The sequence below is a fragment of the Halopenitus sp. POP-27 genome, from assembly GCF_029889855.1.
Taxonomy (GTDB): domain Archaea; phylum Halobacteriota; class Halobacteria; order Halobacteriales; family Haloferacaceae; genus Halopenitus; species Halopenitus malekzadehii.
In genome coordinates, this window is sequence record NZ_JARANU010000002.1 from 76,554 (window position 1) to 96,047 (window position 19,494).

The 19,494-nt window shown below is 68.7% G+C and carries 18 protein-coding genes; 9 read left to right on the top strand and 9 right to left on the bottom strand.

Annotated elements, in window-relative coordinates; all coding sequences use genetic code 11:
• Positions 1 to 142: 142 nt before the first annotated feature.
• The 4 genes from OQF70_RS02110 (at position 143) to OQF70_RS02125 (ending at position 4,184) form a co-directional block, all read left to right on the top strand.
• On the top strand, positions 143 to 1,420 hold the full coding sequence (locus tag OQF70_RS02110; RefSeq protein WP_280535573.1) for a cysteine desulfurase: 1,278 nt from the start codon (positions 143 to 145) through the stop codon (positions 1,418 to 1,420).
• A gap of 120 nt (positions 1,421 to 1,540) precedes the next feature.
• The gene (sufU, locus tag OQF70_RS02115; RefSeq protein WP_280535574.1) at positions 1,541 to 1,960 is read left to right on the top strand and encodes a Fe-S cluster assembly sulfur transfer protein SufU; all 420 of its coding nucleotides are present in this window, start codon (positions 1,541 to 1,543) and stop codon (positions 1,958 to 1,960) included.
• 93 nt (positions 1,961 to 2,053) lie between these two features.
• A complete protein-coding gene (locus tag OQF70_RS02120; protein WP_280535575.1) occupies positions 2,054 to 2,857 on the top strand; it encodes an Sjogren's syndrome/scleroderma autoantigen 1 family protein in 804 nt (267 codons plus the stop codon).
• A gap of 91 nt (positions 2,858 to 2,948) precedes the next feature.
• The gene (locus OQF70_RS02125) at positions 2,949 to 4,184 is read left to right on the top strand and encodes an NAD-binding protein (protein WP_280535576.1); all 1,236 of its coding nucleotides are present in this window, start codon (positions 2,949 to 2,951) and stop codon (positions 4,182 to 4,184) included.
• 122 nt (positions 4,185 to 4,306) lie between these two features.
• Here OQF70_RS02125 and OQF70_RS02130 read toward each other — a convergent pair whose 3' ends face one another.
• The 4 genes from OQF70_RS02130 to OQF70_RS02145 all read right to left on the bottom strand — a co-directional run bounded on the left by OQF70_RS02130 (position 4,307) and on the right by OQF70_RS02145 (position 8,372).
• Entirely contained in the window at positions 4,307 to 5,032 is a 726-nt protein-coding gene (locus OQF70_RS02130; RefSeq protein ID WP_280535577.1) for a nucleoside phosphorylase, read from the bottom strand.
• 68 nt (positions 5,033 to 5,100) lie between these two features.
• Positions 5,101 to 6,897, bottom strand: a complete 1,797-nt coding sequence (gene pepF, locus OQF70_RS02135) for an oligoendopeptidase F (protein WP_280535578.1) — start codon at positions 6,895 to 6,897, stop codon at positions 5,101 to 5,103.
• Between the two features lie 108 nt (positions 6,898 to 7,005).
• Positions 7,006 to 7,524: a GNAT family N-acetyltransferase gene (locus OQF70_RS02140; protein ID WP_280535579.1), complete on the bottom strand. Its 519-nt coding sequence runs from the start codon at positions 7,522 to 7,524 to the stop codon at positions 7,006 to 7,008.
• A gap of 239 nt (positions 7,525 to 7,763) precedes the next feature.
• On the bottom strand, positions 7,764 to 8,372 hold the full coding sequence (locus tag OQF70_RS02145; RefSeq protein ID WP_280535580.1) for an undecaprenyl diphosphate synthase family protein: 609 nt from the start codon (positions 8,370 to 8,372) through the stop codon (positions 7,764 to 7,766).
• A gap of 173 nt (positions 8,373 to 8,545) precedes the next feature.
• On the opposite strand from OQF70_RS02145, the gene OQF70_RS02150 reads away from it, so the two are divergent.
• Together OQF70_RS02150 and OQF70_RS02155 are read left to right on the top strand one after the other, a co-directional pair.
• Positions 8,546 to 9,859, top strand: coding sequence for a DUF92 domain-containing protein (locus OQF70_RS02150; protein ID WP_280535581.1), 1,314 nt, complete (start codon positions 8,546 to 8,548; stop codon positions 9,857 to 9,859).
• On the top strand, positions 9,859 to 10,395 hold the full coding sequence (locus OQF70_RS02155) for an N-acetyltransferase (protein ID WP_280535582.1): 537 nt from the start codon (positions 9,859 to 9,861) through the stop codon (positions 10,393 to 10,395). Before OQF70_RS02150 ends, OQF70_RS02155 begins: the two co-directional genes overlap by 1 nt.
• A gap of 44 nt (positions 10,396 to 10,439) precedes the next feature.
• On the opposite strand, the gene dnaG is transcribed toward OQF70_RS02155, so the two are convergent.
• Positions 10,440 to 11,849 (bottom strand): DNA primase DnaG, encoded by a 1,410-nt coding sequence (gene dnaG, locus OQF70_RS02160; RefSeq protein ID WP_280535583.1) that lies wholly within the window; start codon positions 11,847 to 11,849, stop codon positions 10,440 to 10,442.
• A 272-nt stretch (positions 11,850 to 12,121) separates the two neighbouring features.
• Here dnaG and OQF70_RS02165 point away from each other — a divergent pair, with 272 nt between their 5' ends.
• The 3 genes from OQF70_RS02165 to OQF70_RS02175 all read left to right on the top strand — a co-directional run bounded on the left by OQF70_RS02165 (position 12,122) and on the right by OQF70_RS02175 (position 15,387).
• Positions 12,122 to 12,361 (top strand): DUF3311 domain-containing protein, encoded by a 240-nt coding sequence (locus tag OQF70_RS02165; RefSeq protein WP_280535584.1) that lies wholly within the window; start codon positions 12,122 to 12,124, stop codon positions 12,359 to 12,361.
• Positions 12,358 to 13,854 (top strand): sodium:solute symporter family protein, encoded by a 1,497-nt coding sequence (locus tag OQF70_RS02170; protein ID WP_280535585.1) that lies wholly within the window; start codon positions 12,358 to 12,360, stop codon positions 13,852 to 13,854. Before OQF70_RS02165 ends, OQF70_RS02170 begins: the two co-directional genes overlap by 4 nt.
• A gap of 96 nt (positions 13,855 to 13,950) precedes the next feature.
• Positions 13,951 to 15,387: an NAD(P)/FAD-dependent oxidoreductase gene (locus OQF70_RS02175; RefSeq protein ID WP_280535586.1), complete on the top strand. Its 1,437-nt coding sequence runs from the start codon at positions 13,951 to 13,953 to the stop codon at positions 15,385 to 15,387.
• 41 nt (positions 15,388 to 15,428) lie between these two features.
• Here the strand turns inward: OQF70_RS02175 and OQF70_RS02180 are convergent, their stop codons facing one another.
• The 4 genes from OQF70_RS02180 to OQF70_RS02195 all read right to left on the bottom strand — a co-directional run bounded on the left by OQF70_RS02180 (position 15,429) and on the right by OQF70_RS02195 (position 19,484).
• Positions 15,429 to 16,193 (bottom strand): Nif3-like dinuclear metal center hexameric protein, encoded by a 765-nt coding sequence (locus OQF70_RS02180; RefSeq protein WP_280535587.1) that lies wholly within the window; start codon positions 16,191 to 16,193, stop codon positions 15,429 to 15,431.
• A gap of 107 nt (positions 16,194 to 16,300) precedes the next feature.
• Positions 16,301 to 17,650: a glutamyl-tRNA reductase gene (gene hemA, locus OQF70_RS02185; RefSeq protein WP_280535588.1), complete on the bottom strand. Its 1,350-nt coding sequence runs from the start codon at positions 17,648 to 17,650 to the stop codon at positions 16,301 to 16,303.
• Entirely contained in the window at positions 17,647 to 18,384 is a 738-nt protein-coding gene (locus OQF70_RS02190) for a bifunctional precorrin-2 dehydrogenase/sirohydrochlorin ferrochelatase (RefSeq protein ID WP_280535589.1), read from the bottom strand. The genes hemA and OQF70_RS02190 overlap by 4 nt, the downstream gene beginning before the upstream one ends.
• Positions 18,381 to 19,484, bottom strand: coding sequence for an Lrp/AsnC family transcriptional regulator (locus tag OQF70_RS02195; protein ID WP_280535590.1), 1,104 nt, complete (start codon positions 19,482 to 19,484; stop codon positions 18,381 to 18,383). The genes OQF70_RS02190 and OQF70_RS02195 overlap by 4 nt, the downstream gene beginning before the upstream one ends.
• Positions 19,485 to 19,494 lie beyond the last annotated feature (10 nt).

The following is a 19,494-nucleotide window of genomic DNA, read 5'->3' on the forward strand; positions in this document are numbered from 1 at the left end:
ATCGGAGACGGTCGAGTCCGCTGATCGAGCGACGATCGAGCCGCCTGCAACCGAACGAACCGTGATCGAGCCGCCGGCGGCCTCCGAATCGATCCACCGTGGACCGAAGGCGTGTTGGTACTCGAGCCCGAACGATCGGGTAATGGAGCGACAGGAAGGGTACGCCTTCGACGTCGAGTCGGTTCGAGCGGACTTCCCGATCCTGGACCGGCGGGTGGGCGGCGATCCCACGACGCCCGGCGAGGGACCGGAGGACGACACGCCGCTCGTCTACCTCGACAACGCGGCGACGACGCACACGCCGGACCCGGTGGTCGACGCGATCGCCGACTACTACCGCGGCTACAACGCGAACGTGCATCGGGGCATCCACCAGCTGAGCCAGGAGGCCTCCGTCGCCTACGAGGAGGCCCACGACCGCGTCGCCGAGTTCATCGGCGCCGACGGCCGCGAGGAGATCGTGTTCACGAAGAACACGACCGAGGCGGAGAACCTCGTTGCACACGCCTGGGGACTCCGGGAACTCGGCCCCGAGGACAGCGTCGTCCTCACCGAGATGGAACACCACTCCTCGCTGGTCACCTGGCAGCAGGTCGGCAAGCGGACCGGCGCAGACGTCCGGTTCATCGCCGTCGAGGAGGACGGAACGCTGGATATGGACCACGCCGCCGAGTGCATCGACGACTCGACGGCGATGGTCTCGGCGGTCCACGTCTCGAACGCGCTCGGGACGATCAACCCGATCCGCGAGCTGGCCGACCTCGCCCACGACCACGGCGCGTACCTCTTCGCCGACGGCGCCCAGTCGGTGCCGACGCGGCCGGTCGACGTCGGGGACCTGGGCGCCGACTTCCTCGCGTTCTCGGCCCACAAGATGTGCGGCCCGACCGGGATCGGCGCGCTCTACGGTCGGACGGAACTGCTCGACGCGATGGATCCCTTCCTGTACGGCGGGGACATGATCCGCCGGGTGACCTACGAGGAGTCGACCTGGGAGGACCTCCCCTGGAAGTTCGAGGCGGGCACCCCGAGCATCGCCCAGGGGATCGCCTTCGCAGCCGCCGTCGACTACGTCGACGACATCGGGATGGAGCACGTCCGCGCCCATGAGGACCTGCTTGCGGCCTACGCCCACGACCGACTCAGCGAGTTCGACGACGTGACGGTCTACGGCCCACCGGGCGACCGACGGGGCGGGCTCGTCTCGTTCAACGTCGACGGCGTCCACGCCCACGACCTCTCGAGCATCCTCAACGACTTCGGCGTCGCGATCCGGGCGGGCGACCACTGTACCCAGCCGCTCCACGACAAGCTGGGCGCGGCCGCAAGCGCCCGCGCGTCCTTTTACGTCTACAACACCGTCGAGGAGGTCGACGCGCTGATCGACGCCGTCGACGAGGCGCGCGAGCTGTTCGCCTGAGCGGGGACCCGCTCACGCGGGAGCCATACTCCGATATATCGCGGTGAACGCTCCGGCGTAGCGCGGTGAACGCCCCGCTGCGGAACGTTTTTCCCGGCGAACCGGCTACCCTGAAGCAGTATGGGACTGGGCTCGGACATGTACAGACAGCAGATCCTCGATCACTACAAGAACCCCCGTAATTACGGGGAGATGGAGGATCCGGACGTCACGCACGTCGGCGAGAACCCCTCCTGCGGGGACACCATCCGGATGGACATCCGGCTCGCCGACGACGACGAGACGATCGAGGCCGTCGCCTTCACCGGCGACGGCTGTGCCATCTCGATGGCCTCGGCCAGCATGCTCTCCGAGCGGCTCGCCGGGATGACGATCGCGGAGCTCGAGGCGCTCGACACCGACGACATCACCGAGATGCTCGGCGTCGACATCTCGCCGATGCGCGTGAAATGTGCCGTGCTGGGCCGGCAGGTCGCCCAGGACGGGGTGAAGATCGAGCGCGGCGAGATCGACGTGGATCGGACGAAGACCGAGGATTGAGCCGGCCCCGTCCCGTCAGCGGGATCGCGCCACCCCCACCGCCGAGCGGTCGAGCCCGCCGAACTTTTGCGGATCGACGCCCTCTCACCAACCATGAGCGACGAGTTCGACAAGGAGGCCGAACGCGAGAAGCTTCGCGAGAAGTTCGAACGGGACCGCGAGAAACGCGAACACACCCAGCACATGTCGGAGCTGCTGTTGAAGGGCGCGACGATGACCAACAGCCACTGTGACGCCTGCGGGGACCCGATCTTCAGACACGACGGCCAGGAGTTCTGCCCGACGTGCTCGCGTGAGGGAGCCGCGAACGCGGCCGCCGCCGACGCGACCGGCGCTGAGGCGGCCGGCGCTACGGAGGGCGATGCTGATGCGGCCGATGCTGCGGCGGGCGATGCTGATGCGGCCGATGCTGCGGCGATCGACGCGTCCGGCGGTCGATCACCCGACCGGACCGCTTCCGGAGCGGAAACGGGGGACTCCCCGACCGAGATCGATATCGACGACGACGGAGCGACTGGAACCGCCGAACCGGCTGCCGAGAACGGAACCGCCTCGGCCGGTGGGTCTGCAACCGGCTCGGGGAGCGAGATCGACGCCGCGGCGAGTGGTTCCACCTCCGCACCGACGGACGTCACGCCGACCGCCGGCACGCCTGGCGACGTCGCGCCGAACGACCCGACACGGAACGCTGCGGCACCGACCGCCGCGGACACGACATCGTCCACGGCGAGCGCCGACACGCCCACCGAGGACCTCCACGCGGCCCGCGAGTCGCTGGCCCGAACGGTGCGCCGGTTCGCCGAGGCCGCCGAGGGAACCGACGATCCCCGCCGTGCTCGCGAACGGCTGCAGGCGGTCCGTGAGGCCGTCGAGGCACTCGACGCGCTGGATCGGTAGCGCCACCGATCGTCGATCCGTCGGGGGCCGGGCGGCATCCACGGTGAGTATGCCGCGTACCTTTTAAGTCGATCCTGCGTCTCCCACGGGTATGGAGTTGAGCCGCGAGTGGGTGACCGTGCGGGCGTCGATCGTGTTGACGTTCGCGGTCGCGGTGTTGTCGATCGTCGTCGGGCTGCTCCACATCTCGGGGGTGAGCGTCGTGGGACCGCTCTCCCCGTACATCCCCGACATCGTCCGGCAAGTGGTCGGGTTCTCCGGGACGCTCACCGGGTTCGCGATGCTGGCGAGCGGGTACGCGCTGAAACGCGGCTACCGGGTCGGTCTCTACTCGACCGCGATCCTGCTGCCGCTGACCGGGATCCAGGGCCTACTGCAGGTCTCGGTCGTCTCGCTCCCGCTCGTGGCCCTCTCGATCGTCTCCATCCCGGCACTGGTCGTCAATCGTGACCGGTTCACGCGGACGTATCGCCCCTCGCCGACGCAGCTGGCGGCCGGGACGGCGCTCGTGACCGCGCTCGGCTACGGGACGTTCGGCTCGTTCGCGCTGCGCGAGGAGTTCACCGGGATCAACTCGATCGTCGACGCGTTCTACTACACCGTCGTGACGGCCTCGACCGTCGGCTACGGTGACGTGACCCCGACGAGCGCGATCGGCCGGATGTTCGGCCTCTCGGTGCTCGTGATAAACGTCGCCGCGTTCGCGGTCGCGCTGGGGGTCCTGTTGACGCCCGCGATCGAGGCGCAATTCTCGAAGGCACTCGGAAAGATGACACAACGACAGTTCGACCTCCTTGACGGCCACGTCCTCGTGTTAGGGTACGGGGACCTGACGGAACCGATCCTCGAAGAACTCATCGAACGCGACATCGACTACGTCGTCGTCACCGACGACGAACGCCACGCGAGCCGGCTCGCGGACCGCGACGTCGCGGTGCTCGCGGCGGATCCCAGCGACGTCGGACCCCTCGAAACGGCCCGGATCGGGGACGCCCGCGCGGTCGTGGTGGCCACCAACGACGACGCCGAGGACGCGTTGGCGATCCTCACCGCACGCCAGCTCAACCCGGAGGTGCGGATCGTCGCCGGTGCGACCCAGCGCGAGAACGTCGACAAGCTTCGGCGGGCCGGGGCCGACGACGTCATCTCGCCGGCGACGCTTGGTGGCCACCTCCTCGTCGACTCGGCGTTCGGGGCGGACTCGACGGCGGTCGCCGAGGAGATCATGGACGACGAGGGGCTCGGCGTCGAGTCCGCCGGCGGGTCCGCGAACGGCGAGCCGTCCGATGCCGTCGACCCGGACGAGGAACCTCCGGACGAGGAGTGAGTCGACGAGAAACGGAGCGAAGATCCGGACTGAACGGCCGTGAACGTTCCGGGCCGTGAACGTCACCGAGGACGTCGGCCCCGGACGTGTTCAATAGGGGACACCGATCGCGAGCGGATTGCTTATAAGGACGCGACGGCCTCGAGCGTCAGCGTGATCGCCCGCTCGACGTTGTTCTTCGCCTTCGCGGGAAGCTCGTCGTCGGAGTCGGCACCCTTCTGTGTCCCCTCGACGAGGTTGCCGTCGACGGTACAGATCGCGCCGGCGCGAAGCCCCTTCCGTCGGGCGAGCGCGAACAGCGTCGCCGCCTCCATCTCGATCGCGAGCAGGTTCGCGGCCTCCCAGTCGGCGACGAAATCCTCGCTCTCGTTGTAGAAGGCGTCGTCGGAGACGATCGGCCCGACGTGGACGGCCTCGTCGTTCGCCTCGGCGGCGTCGACCAGCGCCGACAGGGCACCGTAGTCGGGCACCGCAGGATAGACGGCCGACTCGTAGCGCTTGGAGGTCCCCTCCTCCTTGGCGGCGCCGTTGGCGACGATCATGTCGCCGATCTCGATGTCTGACTGGAGCGCGCCACAGGTGCCACAGCGCAGGACCGTCTCGACGCCGACGTTCGCCAGCTCCTCGAGCGCGATCGCGGCCGAGGGGCCGCCGATGCCGGTCGAGCAGATCGTGAGCGGAACGCCCTCGTAGGTGGCGTTGACCAGTTTGTACTCGCGGTTCTCGGAGACCGTCTCGACGTCGGCACACTGGGCGGCGATGCGGTCGACGCGGCCGGGGTCGCCGGGAACGATCGCGATCGACTCGACGTCGCCCTCCTCGACGAGCAGGTGCGGCTGTTTACCCATATCAACCCGTCCGCGGGACGGAAGAAAAACGGTGCGGAAGTCGGACACCCGTCGACCGGCGCGCGGGCCTACAACTCCAACAGCGCCTCGATCTCGTCGAGGTAGCCCCGGTAGACGCCGATCGCCGACTCGATCGGCTCGGAATCGGCCATATCGATCCCGGCGAGTCGAACGACCTCGAGGGGGTAGTCCGAGCCGCCGGCGGCGAGCATATCGCGGTAGTCGGCCGCGGCGGGCTCGCCCGTTTCGAGGATCCGGTCGACGATGGCGGCGGCGGCCGCGATCCCGGTCGCGTACTGGTAGACGTAGAAGTCGTAGTAGAAGTGGGGAATGCGCTCCCACTCGCGCTCGATCCCGCCCTCGAGGGTCGCCGGCGCGTAGAACTCCCGTTTGAGGTCGCCGTAGGTCGCATCGAGGACGTCCGGGGTGAGCGCCTCGTCGTCCTCGATCCGGGCGTGGATCCGGTGTTCGAAGTCCGCGAACATCGTCTGTCGAAACAGCGTACTCCGGAAGCGCTCGAGATACTCGTCGAGGACGTGCGTCCGCAGCTCGTCGTCCTCGAGCGTCTCGAGGAGATGCTGGGTCAGCAGCGTCTCGTTGACCGTCGAGGCGATCTCCGCGACGAAGATGTCGTAGCTCGCGTCGTGCCACGGCTGGGCGTCGGCGGCCAGCTCGGAGTGCATCGAGTGGCCGAGCTCGTGGGCGAGCGTGAACATCGAGGCGATGTCGTCCTGGTAGTTCATCAGGATGAACGGCTGGGTGTCGTAGGTCCCCGAGGAGAAGGCCCCCGAGCGCTTGCCCTCGTTCTCGTAGACGTCGACCCAGCGGCTCTCGAGCCCCTCGGCCATCCGCTCCTGATAGGCGTCGCCGAGCGGGGCGACCGCCTCGGTCACCCACTCGACCGCCTGTTCGTACTCGACGTCGGGACCCTCGTCGCCGGTGAGCGACATGTACAGGTCGTGGCTCCGGAGCTCGTCGACGCCGAGCGCCGATCGCTTCAGCTCGGCGTGGCGGTGGAGCGCGTCGAGGTCCTCACGAACGGTATCCACGAGCGTGTCGTAAACCCCGGGCGGGACGTTCGACCCATCGAGTGCGGCCTCTCGGGCGGTGTCGTAGCCGCGGATCTCCGCGCTCGTCACGTGTTCGCGAACCGCCTTCTCGAGGGACGTGCCGACGGTGTTGCGGACGTCCGCCCACTGGTCGTAGAAGGTCTCGTGAACGTCGCGTCTGAACTCGCGGTCGGGTTTGGTCTGCAGCTTCGTGAAGTTTGCTTGCGTGATCTCGACTGGCTCGCCGTCGGGGCCCTCGACGGTCCCGTACTCCATGTCCGCGTTCGTGAGCATCGAGTAGATCTCCGAGGGGGCGCCGGTGACCTCCGAGAGGTCCGCGAGCACCTCCTCGACCTCCGCCGACCGGGTGTGTGGCTTCATCCGGCGGACGTCCTCGAAGTAGTGCTCGTAGGCCTCGAGAGCGGGCTCGGCGTCGATGAACGACTCGATCTCCGCGCCCGTCAGTTCCTGGAGCTCCGGTTCGAGGTAGGAGATCTCGCTCGAGGCCGTCGAGCCGAGCGAGGACCCCCGGGCAGCCATCGCCTGGTAGGTCTGGTTCGTCGTGTCCTCGGCACTGCGCAGCCGGGCGTAGGTCGCCACCTTCGCGACCTCGCGCAGCACCGACTCCCGGAGTTCGAGCAGCTCGAGGAGCGTTTCGGGGTCCTCCGTGACTCGCCCCTCGTACTCGCCGAGTTCATCCACCCGGTCGGACACCGACTCGTAGGCCGTCTCCCACGCCTCGTCGTCGGCGTAGATGTCCTCCAGATCCCAGCGGTGCTGCGCATCGATCTCGCTCCGGTCGGGGACCGTACTCATAGCGAACGGGAGGGCGTGATCGACCCTAAAAGTTCCCACATTCGTCCCCCCGACCGCGACGCCGACGCGGTATCCACTCCCGTGTGGACGACCCGCCGTGCAGACCGGCTACGGCGGCGTCCAGTCCTCGAGGTCGAGCACCATCACGACCGCGTCCTCGCCGTCGTTGTAGTACCGCGAGACCCGGCGCATCGGCGTGAATCCGTGATCGCTATACAGCGACCGTGCCCGCCCGTTGCTCGCCCGAACCTCGAGCTTGACGACGGCGGCGCCGCGGAACCGGAGCCGGGCGAGCGCGGACCGAAGTAGCTGGCTGCCGATCCCGTTCCCCTGCACGTCCGGGTGGACGGCGATGTCCTTGATGTGTCCGATATCGCGTCCGAAATCGGGCGTCATATCGGCGACGACGTATCCGGCGATGGGCGCCCCGGAATCGATCGCATCCCGTCGATCGGAGTCGAACGTGGACGCATCCAGCTCGGCGACGAGGAACGCCGGCGCATCGAGCAGCCGCTCGAAGGCGTCGTAGGGCCACGGATCCGAAAAGACCGCCCGTTCGATCCGAACCACCGACAGCAGGTCGGCTCGGGAGACCTCCCTGATCGTCGGATCGACGGGTCGGGACACGCGGTACCGTTACGCCTGGGAGCCGATAAGCGCGCCGACCGACGCCGTGGGCGAGGGGAACGGCGCAGGCGAGAGGAACGGCGCAGGTGAGGGGAACGGCGCAGGCGAGAGGAACGGCGCAGGTGAGGGGAACGGCGCAGGCGAGGGCGAGGACGAGACCGGTCGCCGGGGCCTCGGGGGACGCTCGCCGGGGTCTCGGGGAACGATCGGCGGCGTCTCGAGGGACGCTCGACGACGTCTCAGGTCCCGAACCGACGCTTCCGGTTCTGGTAGTCGAGTACCGCCCGGAGGTAATCGCGCTCGCGGAAGTCACGCCAGTTGACGTCGGTGAAGTAGAGCTCGGAGTAGACCGACTGCCAGATGGCGAAATCCGACAGCCGCTCGGCCCCGGTCTTGATGAGCAGGTCCGGCTCGTCGGGGAACACGAGCCGCTCCGAGATCGTCGCCTCGTCGATCGCGTCGGGATCGAGATCGCCCGCCGCGACGTCGTCGGCGATCTCTCGGACGGCCTCGGCGAACTCACGTTTGCCGCCGAGCCCGATGCTCACCTGGATCGGGGCGTCGGCCCGCTCGGTGTCCCCCGGGCCGCGAACGGCCACCGGGCGGGGCGCGTCGACGCGGCGGAGTTCACGCTCGAGGGTCTCCACGACCGCCGCATCGAGGACCGACACGAGGACCGTCACGCGGTCGGCGCCGCGGCCGAACGCCCAGCCGAAGAACCGCTCGAGGGTGTCGTAGGCGCCCTGCTCGAGCAGGTCCCGCTCGGTGATCACGACCGCGACGTGGCCGGGCGGGTTCGCCTCGTGGATCCGGTGGCGGATCGCGAGATACGTATCGTACAGTCCCACAGTGGAGAGAACGCGGTCGATCGGCAAAAACCGACCGGGACACGGAGCGAACACGCCACGTCTCGACGACACCGCACTTCGAGGACGGCGCACCTCGACGACGCCAGGTCCCGACTGCGGCGCCGCCCCCCGATGTCGGGAGGGTTAAGTGACCGTCGAGGGTATGCGCGGACGTGCAGTCGAGGATCCGACGGGCGGGTGGGTTCGCCGCGGTGTCGCTGCTTGCGCTCGCCGCGCCGTGGACGGGCGCGGCCGTCGCGGTGCCGTTCGCCATCGTCGCTGGACTGGCGGCGTTCGTCGTCCGCGAGGGGCCCGTCTTCGAGCTGTTCGCACGACCGGGCGATCGCCGGGACCGCCGGTTGAACGGGCTCGCCGGGTTCGCCCTCGCGGCCACGGGACTGGGCCTGTTCGCGACGCTCCCACGCGTGACGATGCCGGTGCGTGTCTACGCGGCGGCGGTCATTCTCCTCGCGTTCGGAAACCTCGGGACGCAGGCGGTTCGATCGCTCACCGACGATGAGTTCGCACACGCGACCGCGTTCGTCATCGTCGGATCCCTCGCAGGCGTCGGCGCGCAGGTCGCCGTGGCGGTCGCCAGCGCAACTCCGATCGCCCCGCCCGGATTCGTGTTCATCGCCGCCGTCGGCGCGTTGGCCGCGGCGTTGCTCCGGTCGATGCTGCTCGAGCGTGACGACCCGCTCGTGATGATCGCGGTCGCGCTGTTGTCGTGGCTGTTCGTCGAGATCACCCCCGAGATGACCGTGGAGGGGATCGTCCTCGCGTTGGGCGTCACCATCGCGCTGGGCTACGTCTCCTACGCGCTCGGGACGGCCTCCGTGCCCGGGATGGTGACCGGCGTTCTGTTGGGGTTGTTGACGATCGTTCTCGGCGGCGTCGGGTGGTTCGTCGTCCTGATCGCCTTCTACGCGATCGGCGGGCTCGCCTCCAAGTTCCGGTTCGAGGAGAAGACCACTCGGGGCGTCGCCCAGGAGAACGAGGGGGCCCGCGGAAGCGGCAACGTGCTCGCGAACTCGGCGGTCGCGCTCGCGGCGGTCGTGGGCTACGCCGCGACCGGACACCTCTCCCTGCCGGGCGTCGTCTTCTCGGTCGCGTTCGCCGGCGCCGTCTCGACGGCGATGGCGGACACGCTCGCCTCGGAGATCGGCGGCCTGTATGACGACCCGCGACTCATCACCACCCTGGAGCCGGTCGATCCGGGGACCGACGGCGCGGTGACCCTTCAGGGCGAACTCGCGGGCATCACGGGGGCCGGCCTCGTGGGCGTACTCGCCGCGGTCGGGATGCCGGTCGGCGACCCGGTCGCCGGCGGCGCACTCGTGCTAGTGGCAGGCGTCGTCGGAATGACCGCGGACAGTCTCCTCGGTGCGATCCTCGAGGGCGGACGGATCGGCAACCAGACGGTCAACTTCCTCGCGACCCTGACGGGCGCCCTCGCGGCCGCCGCGGGGAGCGTGTGGCTCCCGTGATGGATCACGATCATCACCGCGGCAGCCCTCCCGGCCACGCCGACCGCAGCAGCCGCGTTCGACCCGCCCGTCCCGGCGATTCACTCCCGCTACACCGTCTACAGCGGTACCTCACCGACCCCTCGCCGGCGCTGTTGGAGTACGGACTCACGGCGAGCGGCTCCGCCGGCGGAACCGTTCTCGTCTCGACGGCGATCGACGAGGACGGCGCCGAATCGGTCGTCGGGTACGCCCTCCTCATCGACGCCCCCGAGACTCGACACCTCGCCGAGCTCGTCGTCGATCCCGCCGTCCGCCGGGAGGGACGCGCCCGTGAACTCCTGGCTGCGGCCCGGTCCGGAGTCGACACGCCGGTGACGCTGCTCGTGGCCGCCGGGAACGAGGCGGCGCGGTCGCTGTATACGTCCTGCGGCTTCCGGCCGGTCGAACGGCTCCCGGAGGAGTACGGAGACCGCGATGCGATCCGCTATCGCGCCGATCCGGGCCGTGACGACGCCGTCGGAGAAGGCGACTCGACCGCCGGCGACGATGGCTGAACGCGATCGACGCCCGGAGAAATCATCCCGCCTGCAGTCCCGAGTCAGGCCTCGACCGCCGCGTCCTCGACCGTGGTGACGCGGGTCCCGATGGGCTGTTTGACCACCGACCCGGTCGACCGACCGAAGACCTGGGAGACGCCCCGTTGTGCGGCGATGTCGAGCAGCCGTTGGGAGATCTCCCCGTCCAGTACCACGGCGTGTGGGGGTGGATCGGCGTCCTCGAGGGCGTCGAAGGCGGCCGCAGCGTCGACTTCAGCGAGCACCTCACCGGACTGCCCGAGCAGCCTGGCGCGGCCGGTACCGGCGGCAACCACGTCCGAAACGTGGTCGCGGACTGACTTCGTGTCGCCAGGTCCGGCGGCGGCGATGGCATCGTCATCCTCCTCGGTGGATACATCGCCGTCGTCCGCCGTCTCGGCGGACGTCTCCACGTTGGCGTTCTCGTCATCGGACGTCCCACTGCGGGCGTCCGCCTCGGCGGATGCATCGACGCCGGCGTCCGCCTCGGCAGACACGTCGACGTCGGCGTCCGTATCCGCATCCTCCTCCGTCGGGGACGGGTCTTCGGTCGCTCCGCCAGGGGTCGACGACTCAGTCGTCGGCGACCCCGACGGAGGGTCGCGGGCGACCTCCCGTGCGTTCGGCTCCTCCGCGAGCGTCTCGTAGGGGACCTTCCCGCGGAGCGCATCGAGCACCGCGCTGCGGTCGAGGTCCTCGACCGACTCGCCGGCGGGGGCGAAGGCGACGTAATCGACGTCGCCGACCTGTCCGAGCTCCCGCAGGATGAGTTCGCCGCCGCGGTCGCCGTCGAGGAAGGCCGTGACGGTTCGGTCCTGGGAGAGGTCCGCGACCGCCTCGGGGACGTTCGTTCCCTCCACGGCGATGCCGTTTTTGATCCCGGCGTCGAGCAGCGTCAGGACGTCCGCGCGCCCCTCGACGACGATTATCGCGTCCGAGTCGCGGACGCGGGGGCCGGCCGGCAACCCCTCGTACTCCGCGATTCCCTCGATGCGGGCCGCGTCGCGGACCTCCTCGAGCACCTCGTCGCTCGAGAGGGCCGTTTCCTCGAACCCGCCGGCGAGCAGCTCCTTGGCCCGATCGACGACCTCGCGGCGCTTGGTGGCACGCACGTCCTCGATCTGGGTGACCTCGACGGAGGCCCGACAGGGGCCAACCCGGGTGATGGTTTCGAGGGCGGCGGCGAGGATCGCCGTCTCCACCTTGTCCAGGCTGGAGGCGACCGTCACCTCCCCGAACGACTGTCCGTTCTCCGATTCGATCGAGACGTCGATGCGACCGACCTTCGAGGACTGCTGGAGGTCCCGGAGGTCGAGTTCCTCCCCGAGCAGTCCCTCCGTCTGCCCGAAGACCGCGCCGACGACGTCGGACCGCTCGACGACGCCGTCGGCGGCGATGGTCGCGTGAATGAGGTATTTCGCTGTGTCTTCCATACGTGATCAGTGATGATGATATAAATGGCGACACGCTGCCGCCAGTACGTTTATATAGGATCGTGTCGCGGAAATAGCTGTCGTACGGGGGACGAGCATCGAACGTCCGTGAGCGTCGGGTTCGTGAGTGGATGCGTCGTCCTTCCGAAGCCACCGCCTATCGGGGCACGCTCATCTCGAGGGCAACGTCCATCTGGCGAGCAACAACCATATCCAGGGCAACGACTGTCGGGAGGGACACCTTTAGGCGTCCGAGGGAAAGAGCGCCGCATATGGATCGATCCAGACGAGATCTGGCGTGGATATTCACGTTCGTGATCCTCGTCGCGTTCGCCGTCCCGTGGTTCCTGTGGGGAACCGGGACGGTGATCGCCGGACTGCCGGTCTGGCTGTGGTGGCATATCGGGTGGTTGGGGCTCTGCTCCGTGGTGTTTTACCTGTTCACGCGCACCGCGTGGAATCGCGGAATGGGCCTCGATCCCGGCCGTCAGGAGGACGGTGATCGGCGATGAGCGCGACCCTTGAACTCGGGATCGTGATCGCGTATCTGGTGGTCGCGTTCGCGATCGGGGTGGTCGCCTACCGGGTGGCCGGGTCCGGTGCGGAGGACTACTACCTCGCGGGGCGCTCGATCGGCACCGTCGTGCTGTTGTTCACGACCTTCGCGACGCTGTTGTCCGCGTTCACCTTCTTCGGCGGTCCGAACCTCGCGTACGCGGCGGGGCCCGAATGGATCCTCGTGATGGGTGTGATGGACGGGATCATCTTCGCGATCCTCTGGTACGTTATCGGCTACAAACAGTGGCTCATCGGGCGAAAGCACGGCTATATGACGCTCGGTGAGATGTTCGGCGATCGGTTCGGATCGCCCGGACTGCGCGCGCTCGTGGCGGGGGTCAGCCTGCTGTGGCTGTTCCCGTACGTGATGTTACAGCAGATGGGCGCCGGCGAGGCGATCGTCGGCCTCACCGGCGGAGCGGTCCCGTACTGGAGCGGGGCGGCGCTCATCACCGCCTTCATGATCGGCTACGTGGTCATCGCTGGGATGCGCGGCGTCGCCTGGACGGACACGGTTCAGGGGCTGTTCATGCTCTCGATCACGTGGATCGCCGTCGGCTGGGTCCTCTCGGCAATCGGTGGACTTTCGACGGCGACGACCGCCATGGTCGAGGCGAACCCCGAGTTCGCCGCGCTGGGCGGGGGCGTCTACACGCCGCAGTTCATCATCTCCTCGGCCGTGACCATCGCCTTCGGGGTGACGATGTTCCCGCAGATCAACCAGCGGTTCTTCGTCGCCGACTCCGAGCGCGTGCTCAAGCGGTCGTTCGCGCTCTGGCCCGTGCTCGTGCTCCTGCTGTTCGTCCCCGCGTTCCTGCTCGGATCGTGGGCGGCCGGCCTTCCGATCGACGTCCCGGAGGGCGCGAACGTCCTCCCGGTGTTGCTCACCGAGTACACGCCGGTCTGGTTCGCCGCGCTCGTGGTCGCCGGCGCGATGGCCGCGATGATGTCCTCCTCCGACTCGATGCTGCTATCGGGGTCGTCGTATTTCACCCGTGACCTGTATCGCCCCTTCGTCCGGCCGGACGCGACTGCGCGCCGGGAGGCGTGGGTCGCCCGCCTCGGCGTCACCGCCTTCGCGACGCTGGCGTTCCTCGCGAGTCTCACCCGTCCGGGAACCCTGATCGAGGTCGGCGACACCGCGTTCTCGGGATTCGCGTTGCTCACGCCGGTCGCGCTCGTCGCGCTCTACTGGGACGGCGCGACCCGAACCGGGATGGTCGCCTCGATCGCGATCCCGCAGGCCATCTACCTCGCACACGTCCTCCTCGAGTCCGTTCCGATCCCGTTCACGAACGCCCGGCTCAGTCTGCCGCTGACCTACGCCGGCTGGGACGTCGCGCTCGGGCTGATGGTCCTCGCGGGAGCCCTCGCCGTCGGCGTCTCGCTCGTCACCGACCACGTCCCCGACGAGGACGTCTCCCGGTTCAGCGTGACGGCGGATTGATCGTCCACCGACGATTCACGCCACGGCGTGGTCGCGACTCCGGAACACGGCCGCGACTCCACAACGCACTTACCCCGCTCGCGCACACGGTTTCGTATGTATGCAGTCGTCGGCGGCGGGATCGCCGGACTCGCGGCCGCCTACCGGCTTCAGCGGCACGGCCACGACGTCCACGTCTACGAGGCATCCGACGACGTCGGCGGGCTGGCCGGCCTATACGGGACCGGCGGCGACCCGATCGAGCGGTTCTACCACCATCTCTCCCGCTCGGAGGAGACGATCGTCGAGCTGGCAGAGGAGCTGGGCGTCGCGGACCGGATCGAGTGGCGCGTGGGCAAGAACGCCTACTACGTCGACGGGACCGTCCACCCGCTCGATACGCCCTGGGAGATCCTCGCGTATCCGGAACTGAGCCTGTACGACACGTTTCGGCTCGCGATGCTCACCCAGGAGATCGACGTCCGGGGCGGGATTCCCTCGACCGATACCTACGAGGACCTGACCGACTTCGAGGACGTGCCGGTCCGGGAGTTCCTGCTCGATCACACCACGCGGGGCGTCTACGAGGGGTTCTTCGAGCCCCTGCTGGAGGCGAAGTTCGGCGACCGGGTCGCGGACGTCTCGGCCGCGTGGCTGCTCGGTCGCATCAAGTTCCGCGGCGAGCGCGACCTCCTGCGTGGGGAGGTCCTCGGCTACTTCGACGGCTCGGTCGGCGTCCTTCTCGAGGCGCTGATCGATGCGATCGGCCGGGAGAACGTCACCACGAACGCCCGCGTGACGGAGGTCGGGTTCGCCGACGCGGCCGGAACCCCGGCGAACGAGACCGGCGACGAGTTCGCCGAAACAACCGGCCCCGAACGCACCGAAACGGCCGACGACAACCCATCCCGCGGTGCCGCCCGGACGATCACCGTCGAGACGCCCGACGGAACCACGACGACCGAGGTCGACGGCGTCGTCGTCGCAACGATGCCGAACGTTCTCGAGGATCTCACGGGGTACCGCTGCGACATCGACTTCCAGGGTGCGGTCTGTGCGCTCCTCACGCTCGAGGAGCCGCTCACCGACACCTACTGGCTCAACATCGGCGAGGAGGCGCCCTTCGGTGCGCTGATCGAGCACACCAACTTCATCCCGCCGGACCGGTACGGCGGCGAGCACCTCCTGTACGTCGCCAGCTACGTCCAATCGCCCGCGGAGGCGAACTGGACCGACGACGACGAGGCGCTGACCGACCGGTGGCTCGAGGGGATCGCGGACCTCTTTCCCGACTTCTCACGGGCCGCCGTTCGGGACGTCCGGATCTCCAGAAACCCCCGGGCCGCGCCGGTCTACGAGCGTGGCTACCTCGATATGGTCATCCCGTACGATCTCGCCACCGAGGGCCTTCCGGGCGTCTCCTACGCCGGGATGGCGAGCCGGGCCCAATACCCCGAGCGATCGCTCAACGGCGGGATCGTCGCCGGCTTCGAGGCCGCCGACCGGATCGCGACCGGGGCATCCCCGGAGCCATCGCCGACGGACGGCGCCTAGCATCCGTCGCCCGACGTCGCCCGAGGCAGTTCCCCACCGCCCTAGAGCCCGGTCGGGTGTGAGACGTACGTCGTCTCCAGACCCCACTCCTCGAGGCGCTCTTGGACCGCCCGCACGCCGAACGTCTCGGTGGCGTAGTGGCCGGCCAGACAGACCGAGATCCCGGCCTCACGCGCCTCGTGATAGATCTGCTGTTTCCCTTCACCGGTGACGAGCACGTCCGCGCCGCGATCGACGGCCTCATCGAGCCAGTCGGCGCCGGAACCGGTCACGATCGCGACGCGCTCGACCGCCTCGGGACCGAACGGGAGGACCTGCACGGGACGCTGACGCCCCTCGAACTCCTCGAGCCGCTCCGCTACCGTCCCGACGTCGACCGGCTCCGGAAGCTCGCCGATCGTGCCGATCGTGACGGGGCCGAGCTCGCCGAAGGGCTTCCGGTCGGCGACCCCGAGCGCCTCGGCCACCCCGGCCGCGTTGCCGAGCGCCGGATGCCCGTCCAGCGGGAGGTGTGAGACGTACAGCGCGACGTCGTTCTCGACGAGCGCGGCGACCCGGTCGTAGGTCCGGCCGGTCACGTGCTCGATCCCGCCCCAGGAGATCCCGTGATGGGTCACGAGGACGTCGGCGCCGGCGTCGGCAGCCGTCTCGATCGTCGCGTCCGCGGCGTCGACGGCGACCGCGACGTGCTCGACGGACGACTCCTCGGGGCCGACCTGGAGGCCGTTCGCGCTCGCGTCCACGTCGGCGTATGCCGCCGTCGAGAGCGTCTCGTCAAGCCTGTCGACGAGCGTGGCGAGTTCCATACGTCCGGATTCCACGGGACGCGAATTAAAGACGGCGAAGGGGAACTCGACGCCGTCGAGAACGGGCGGTTGAGGACGGGAGATCGAGGACGGAACACCGACGGTGGTCAGTCCGAGACCTCGTTGTGGACGCCGTCGGAACGCCCCTCGTGACCCCCACCTGCGTCCGGTGACTGGGTCCCGTTGCCCGTGGCGGCACCGTCTGACGGCGGCGCGTCGAACTCCGGATCGAACAGCTGCATCGCGGTCTGGATCGTCGTTAGGTCGTCCTCGCCCGCGGCCTCCCGCAACGACTTCGTCGGGGCGGCGAGCAGCTGGCCGACGAGCGCGTCCGCGAGTGCCTCGACCGTCTCGCGCTGCTCCGCGGTCAGCCCGCCTTGTGCGTCGAGCTTCGTGAGCGCCTCCTCGAGCTCGCGTGCCTTGACCCGGTCGGCGGACTCGTACATCGACGCGATGGCGTCGTCGGCGCGGCGGCGCTTGAACGACTCCAGCAACCGGTCGAGTTCCTCGTCGATCATCTCCTCGACCGCGCGCGCCTCGGCCTCCCGCTGCTCGCGGGTGCGGCTGGTGACCGACTCCAGCGCGTCGATGTCGTACAGCGTGACGGCGTCGACCGACTCGACCGCCGGATCGACGTCCCGTGGTCGAGCGATGTCGACACAGACCATCTCGCCGGCGTCCGTGAGGTCGGCGGGGTCGACGAGCGGCTCCGGGCTCCCGGTGGCCGTGACGAGGAGATCGGCCTGTGGAAGCACGCGGGCGAGGTCGGCGAGCGCGATCGCGGTCGCGTCCGTGTCGACCTCCGCTGCGACGTACTCGGCGTGAGGGATCGTCCGGTTTGCAACGTGGATCTGCGAGACGCCGGTGTCGTCGAGCGCCCGGGCGGCGAGGGTGCCCATCTCGCCGGCTCCGACGACCAACGCGGTGGCGTCCGCCAGGTCCAGCCGGCGATCGGCCAGATCGACGGCGGCCGATCCCAGCGAGACGACGCCCTCGTTGATCGCCGTCTCGGTGCGCGCGCGCTCGCCGACGTGGATCGCCTTCGTGATCGCGTCCTCGAGGACCGGGCCGATCCCCCCGGCCGCCCGCGCGGCCTCGAAGGACTCTCGAACCTGGCCGATGATCTGGTCCTCGCCGATCACCAGTGACTCGAGACCCGCCGCGACCCGCATCAGGTGGCGAAGACTCTCCTCGTGGGCGAGTCGTTGGATCGCACCGTCACGGACGTCGGGCGCGAACGACTCGAGCGCGTGGTAGCCACGGGCGACTCGATCGGTGACGACGTACGCCTCGGACCGGTTGCACGTCCGTATCGCGAACGCCTCATCGACGCCCGGCCGCGCGAGGAGGTCGGAGACGGTTCCGCGAGCCGACTCCGCCCCGGCGGCGTTGATCTCGTCGATGCTTGCACTCGCGTGTGAAACGCTTATTCCGGTGAGTACTCCCGTCTGGTTCATTGTCCCTCCGACGTGTCTCCGGGGTCGTCTGCGTGGTCCCGAACGCGTTCGACGATCCCGTCCGCCAGTTGTCGGGGGTTCGTCTCCCCCGTTTGTAAACCCTTCTGAACGGCCGGCGATCGGACGACCGATCGGACGGCCTCACGACGGGTCTCGGGATCGACGTCCCGGTCGATCAGATCCGTGCGAACGTCCCCGACGAGCCGTGCGAGGTCGCCGACGCCGTCGAATTCGGCCTCGATGCGCTCGCGGAGGTACCGCGACACCGCGGGGCTGGTTGCCCCCGTCGTGATCGCGAACGTCACCGGCCCGTCCTCGACCGTGGCCGGGACGACGACGCTTCCCGGATCGCGGCCGCCCGACACGTCCGTGCGATTGATCAGGACTCCGCGATCGCGTGCTGCCGCCTCCGTCGCGGCATTGATCGCCGGATCGTCCGTGGCAGCGACCACGAGCGCAGGTTCGGCGCGATCGATCAATGCCGCGACGTCGTCGGGCTCGAGGCGCTGGCGAACCAGTTCGATCCGTCCGCCATCGGTTTCGGTCGTGGTTTCGGCATCCCGCCCGTCCTCAGTAGCCCGTCCGTCCGCCGACCGGAGCCGGTCGGTGAACGTCGGGCTTACGACGATCACGGACGCTTCGGCCGCGAACCGCCGAGCCTTGCGAGTCGCGACGGCGCCGCCGCCGACGACGAGGACGGTCTCCCCGGCGAAGTCGTGAACGAGCGGGATCACGTCGACGAGCGTTGTGGCGACGTGTTTCCGTCCGCACGTTCCGCGATCCGGATCCCCGTCTTCTTGAGGATACGCGTCGAGAACAGGGTGTCCCAATCGGACGGCTCGACGTCCCAGTGCTCGTTCATCGTCTCGGCGACCTCGGCGATCCGGCGTTCGCTTTCCGCCTCGCTACGCCCGTGAGTCATCGCAAAGAAGTTGTACTCCCAGACACCCTCATGGCGCGGCCGTTCATAACAGTGCGTGACGAAGTCCATCCCGGCCACGGCCGGCCCGACCTCTGAGAGGACGTCCTCGGGAACGTCCCAGACGGTCATCCCGTTCTCGGTGTAGCCGAGCGCGTAGTGGTTCGGAATGACGCCGACGCGACGGACCTTCCCCGCCTCGTTGAATCGTGTGATCGTCTCGATCACCCACTCGACGTCCGCGTCGATCGCCGCCGCGACGTCCGCGTACGGCGTCTCCGTAATCGGGAGCCCACCCTGGATCTCGACGACGAGATCTCGTTCAGCCGGCGTGAGCGTCTCCCGATCGACGGGATCGACCGACGGGCCGAGGTCGGACAGATCGAGGTCACCGTCCGAAACCGGCCCGTCGAGGAGGAATTTCGCGCCGACGTGGAACTCCTGCTGTTTGGGCAGGTTGTACGTCGGTTGTCCCGTTGCCGCCTCGATCTCGTCGAGCACCTCTCGAACCCGGTCATCGCCGTCCCTCCCGGGATCGGGGTGATCGGCGACGCTGACGACGAACCACATGTTGAGATGCGGATGCTCGCGCTCGTAGTTGTGCGCGACTTCGGTGAATTCGTTGACCGTCTCGGCGACCTCGTCGTATCGGTCCGGCGGTGCGTGCATCGCCACCAGGGACGCGGCCCCGCCGATCGCCTCGGCGTTGACGAGCGCACCGAACCGCGAGAGGACGCCGTCGGCGTCGAGCCGTCGGACACGATCACACAGCTCCGGACCGGTCACCTCGATCCCCCGCTCGGAGAGGGCTGCCGCCGCCGGTTCGAACGGCCGCGACGTGACCGGGAACCCGCCCTGAAAGGCGTTGATGATCGCTCGGTCGAGCTTCGAGAGGTCCGCATCGACCCGTTCCATAGGGTTGATT

Bases quoted from the DNA above. Each gene is read 5' to 3' on its own strand.
- OQF70_RS02130 (WP_280535577.1), bottom strand. From the start codon at position 5,032: ATGGGTAAACAGCCGCACCTGCTCGTCGAGGAGGGCGACGTCGAGTCG.
- OQF70_RS02195 (WP_280535590.1), bottom strand. From the start codon at position 19,484: ATGGAACGGGTCGATGCGGACCTCTCGAAGCTCGACCGAGCGATCATC.
- OQF70_RS02110 (WP_280535573.1), top strand. From the start codon at position 143: ATGGAGCGACAGGAAGGGTACGCCTTCGACGTCGAGTCGGTTCGAGCG.
- pepF (WP_280535578.1), bottom strand. From the start codon at position 6,897: ATGAGTACGGTCCCCGACCGGAGCGAGATCGATGCGCAGCACCGCTGG.
- hemA (WP_280535588.1), bottom strand. From the start codon at position 17,650: ATGAACCAGACGGGAGTACTCACCGGAATAAGCGTTTCACACGCGAGT.
- OQF70_RS02170 (WP_280535585.1), top strand. From the start codon at position 12,358: ATGAGCGCGACCCTTGAACTCGGGATCGTGATCGCGTATCTGGTGGTC.
- OQF70_RS02165 (WP_280535584.1), top strand. From the start codon at position 12,122: ATGGATCGATCCAGACGAGATCTGGCGTGGATATTCACGTTCGTGATC.
- sufU (WP_280535574.1), top strand. From the start codon at position 1,541: ATGGGACTGGGCTCGGACATGTACAGACAGCAGATCCTCGATCACTAC.
- OQF70_RS02180 (WP_280535587.1), bottom strand. From the start codon at position 16,193: ATGGAACTCGCCACGCTCGTCGACAGGCTTGACGAGACGCTCTCGACG.
- OQF70_RS02155 (WP_280535582.1), top strand. From the start codon at position 9,859: ATGGATCACGATCATCACCGCGGCAGCCCTCCCGGCCACGCCGACCGC.
- OQF70_RS02125 (WP_280535576.1), top strand. From the start codon at position 2,949: ATGGAGTTGAGCCGCGAGTGGGTGACCGTGCGGGCGTCGATCGTGTTG.
- OQF70_RS02120 (WP_280535575.1), top strand. From the start codon at position 2,054: ATGAGCGACGAGTTCGACAAGGAGGCCGAACGCGAGAAGCTTCGCGAG.
- OQF70_RS02175 (WP_280535586.1), top strand. From the start codon at position 13,951: ATGTATGCAGTCGTCGGCGGCGGGATCGCCGGACTCGCGGCCGCCTAC.
- dnaG (WP_280535583.1), bottom strand. From the start codon at position 11,849: ATGGAAGACACAGCGAAATACCTCATTCACGCGACCATCGCCGCCGAC.